Genomic DNA, 3,402 nt, shown 5'->3' with positions numbered 1-3,402 from the left:
GCGGGTCTCCTTCGCCGGGCGGGTGGCGGGCCGGGGCGTGGTCTCCGTGGAGCTCTCCGGCACGGGGGACCCGCCGCTGCGGACCACCTTCCAGCCCGTGGCGTCCACCGTCCGCAAGGGCGACGAGGTCACCGCCGGCGCACTCCTCGGCGCCCTCACCGCCGGGGCCCACTGCCCCGGTGCCCCGTGCCTCCACTGGGGTCTGCGCCGCGGCAGTACCTACCTCGACCCCCTCGGCCTCCTGCCTCCCTGGCTCCTCGCCCCTCACCCACCGCGTCTCCTCCCCGTCCCCGCGGAGCTCCCACTGCCGAAGGCGTGGCCCTGAAGTGCTGCCACCTGTTCGAGCGAAGGGAGAGCGCAGGGGGTGGACGCGGCGGGTGGGGTCCTCACGCACGCGGCGGGCGGCCGCCACGGAAGCCGGGCCCTCCTCGGCCCGACAGGGCGACTGGCCCCAGGGGCAGCGAGGCCGCGCGAGTGCGGGGGACGCACGAGTGAGGGGGCGCACGAGTGAGGGGGCGCGGCGCGATCCACGGCGCGGCAGTCGGAGGCTCTGGTCTTGATCGCGCAGGCCTGAGGGGCCCTACGCCGAACCTGGCAGGCACTGAGGCCCGCCCGAGCGTCGGAGGACTCAGCGGTCGAGGGCACAGGCGTCGCAGGCGCAGCGGCCGGGGCTCGGGCCTCGATGACTCGGACATCGCCGGCACAGGCACCGAGGCCCGGACCTTGGAACCCAGGCATCGCCGGCACAGGCACCGGTACTCGGATCTTGAGAGCTCAGGCACCGCAGGCGCAGGCACCGCGGCTCGGACCGCAAAACCCCAGGCAACGCGGCTCGGACCGTGAGAACGCAGGCAACGCAGGCGCAGGCATCGACGGCTCGCGCGTCAAGAGTTCAGGCGTCGCGGCGCACGTGGCGGCGGCGGGGAGGGCGAGGGCTCAGGCGCCGGGGGTCGCGTCCGGGCCGAGGACGCCCCGCAGGGCCATGTCCACCGCCGCGGCGGTGATCTCCTCCGGTTCCTCCGCCGCACCCAGCTCGATCCGCCGGACCGCCGCGTCCACGACCCCCTGCAGCAGCATCGCCGCCAGCCGCGGCTGCCGGTGGCCCAGTTCCCGCAGGGCGCCGCCCAGCATCGTCACGAGCCCGCCGTGCGCGGCGCGGATCTTCTCCCGCGCCCCTTCGTCCAGCTCTCCCGCGGAGATGGCCACGACCGCCCGGTGCCGCCGGTCCCCGACCAGTGCGAGCTGCTGCCGCACATACGCCTCGACCTTCGCGGCCGGCCCCTCCACGGCCGCCATCGCGGCCTCGACATCGGCCGCCCAGACCGGGAAGTCGACCTCGCAGAGTTCCTCGACCACCGCCGCACGGGAGCGGAAGTACTCGTAGACGGACGACCGCGCCAGCCCCGTCCGCTCGGCGAGCGCGGGGAAGGTCAGCGCCTCCGTACCGCCTTCGGACAGCAGGGACCGCGCGGCGTCCAGCAGTGCGGCCCGCTGCATCGACCTGTGCTCGGCCACCGAGGCCGCTCGAATCCTTGGCACATCACCACTCTACGGAGGGACGGGGGTGAAGGCGCCGCCCACCCACCCGCTCCGGGGAGAACCGTCAGCGCCCGAAACTCGCCAGCTTGGCCCTGAGCTGCAGCACCGACTTGGTGTGGATCTGGCTGACCCGGCTCTCGGTCACCCCGAGCACGTTGCCGATCTCCGCGAGGGTCAGGCCCTCGTAGTAGTACAGCGTGACCACCGTCTTCTCGCGGTCCGGCAGCATGTTGATGGCCCGCGCCAGCAGTCGCCGCAGCTCACGGTCCTCGGCCACCTCGACCGGGTCGTCGGCGGCGGTGTCCTCCAGGGTCTCCATCAGGCTCATCCGGCCACCGCCCTCGCCGCCCCCGTGCAGGACCTCCTCCAGGGCGACCACGTTGGCGAGCGAGAGCTGACTGAAGACGGCGTGCAGCTCCTCGACGGTGATGCCCATCTCCCCGGCCACCTCGGCCTCGGCCGGAGTCCGCCTCAGGCGCGCCTCCAGCGTGGCGTAGGCGCGCTCGACGTTCCGCGCCTTCTGCCGCACGGAGCGCGGGATCCAGTCCAGGGCGCGCAGTTCGTCGATCATCGCGCCCCGGATCCGGGTGATCGCGTACGTCTCGAACTTGATCTCCCGCTCGACGTCGAACTTCTCGATGGCGTCGATCAGCCCGAAGACACCGGAGGAGACGAAGTCCGCCTGCTCGACGTTGGACGGCAGTCCCACGCTCACCCGGCCGGCGACGTATTTGACCAGGGGCGAGTAGTGCAGGATGAGCTGTTCCCGCAGCCGCTCGTCCCCGGTCGCCTTGTAGGTCCGCCACAGCTCGTCGACGGTCGAGGGAGCGGGAGGCCGCACGCTGCCCCGGGCCGCGGGGGTGACCGCCGCCGCCCGGTCGGGCCCGGAGGTGTGCTGGGGCATTCGTCGCCTTGTGCCGTTCTGCCGTGGTACCGGTCTCGCGCTCCGGCGCACCTGAGCGCCGGGGATCCTCGTGAGCGTAGCGCGACTGGAGCATCGCAGTCCGTGAAGGACGAACCGGCATCTATCCGCAGATACGTTCCTCCGGCACCCGTCCGGCGGCCCGCCGGAGCCCTGGCCCTCACCCGGCGTGACCACCCGGAAGGCCCAACTCCGGGTATTCGCAAGGGCGTCGGGGACCACCCGGACGGCCGAGCGCTCCCCTCACGGCGGTCCGGCGCCGGCGCGCGCCGACATCACCGCATGGCGTGTCAACTGCCATCCGTCGCCGTGTCGTTCGACATGACCGAGCGAGCGGAGTTCGTAGAGCCTGGCGACCGCGTCGTCCGGCGTGGTCGCCGCCTCCCGGGCGACCTCCGCGACCGGAGCGGCCCCCCGGGCGGGCAGTGCGTCCAGGACCCGGCGGACGTCGGCCCGCAGCAGGTCACGGGGCAGGAGCGGGCCTTCCGGCGTCTCCTTCAGCTCCCCCATCGCCCCCACCAGCTCGACGACCTCGGCGGCGTCGGTCACCAGTACCGCCTCCTCCCGCAGCAGCTGGTGCACGCCGGTGGAGAGCCCGCTGGTGACCGGGCCGGGGACCCCCATGGTGAAGCGGCCGAGCCGACGCGCCGCCCGGGCCGTGGACAGGGATCCGCTGCGGCGCGCGGCCTCGACGACCACCGTGCCCCGGGTGAGCGCGGCGATCACCCGGTTCCTGAGCACGAAGCGGGACGGCGTGGGGTGGTCGCCCGGCGGCAACTCCCCGATCACCAGGCCCTGTTCCGCGATCCTGGCGATCAGCCTGGCGTGTCCGCGCGGGTAGGGCCGGTCCACCCCGCAGGCCAGCACGGCCACGGTGGCCCCGCCCGCCCCCAGCGCACCCCGGTGCGCGGCTCCGTCGATCCCGTACGCCCCGCCGGAGA

At 73.8% G+C, this 3,402-nt stretch carries 3 protein-coding genes and 1 pseudogene; 1 reads left to right on the top strand and 3 read right to left on the bottom strand.

Annotated features, from left to right (window positions below):
* Positions 1-325, top strand: a pseudogene (locus HW445_RS23285) (M23 family metallopeptidase); the annotation flags it as partial.
* Between the two features lie 611 nt (positions 326-936).
* Here the strand turns inward: HW445_RS23285 and HW445_RS23280 are convergent.
* The 3 genes from HW445_RS23280 to HW445_RS23270 all read right to left on the bottom strand — a co-directional run.
* Positions 937-1,515, bottom strand: a complete 579-nt coding sequence (locus tag HW445_RS23280; protein ID WP_180222910.1) for a TetR/AcrR family transcriptional regulator — start codon at positions 1,513-1,515, stop codon at positions 937-939.
* 88 nt (positions 1,516-1,603) lie between these two features.
* Positions 1,604-2,443 carry an RNA polymerase sigma factor WhiG gene (gene whiG / locus HW445_RS23275; RefSeq protein ID WP_151775477.1) on the bottom strand — a complete coding sequence of 280 codons (840 nt, stop codon included), beginning with the start codon at positions 2,441-2,443 and terminating at the stop codon, positions 1,604-1,606.
* A 261-nt stretch (positions 2,444-2,704) separates the two neighbouring features.
* A partial coding sequence (locus tag HW445_RS23270) for a DNA-processing protein DprA (protein WP_180222909.1) occupies positions 2,705-3,402 on the bottom strand: 698 nt, incomplete at its 5' end.

Source organism: Streptomyces sp. UH6 (assembly GCF_013421635.1).
Taxonomy (GTDB): Bacteria; Actinomycetota; Actinomycetes; order Streptomycetales; family Streptomycetaceae; genus Streptomyces; species Streptomyces abyssomicinicus.
This window is presented reverse-complemented; position numbering and strand designations above follow the sequence as displayed.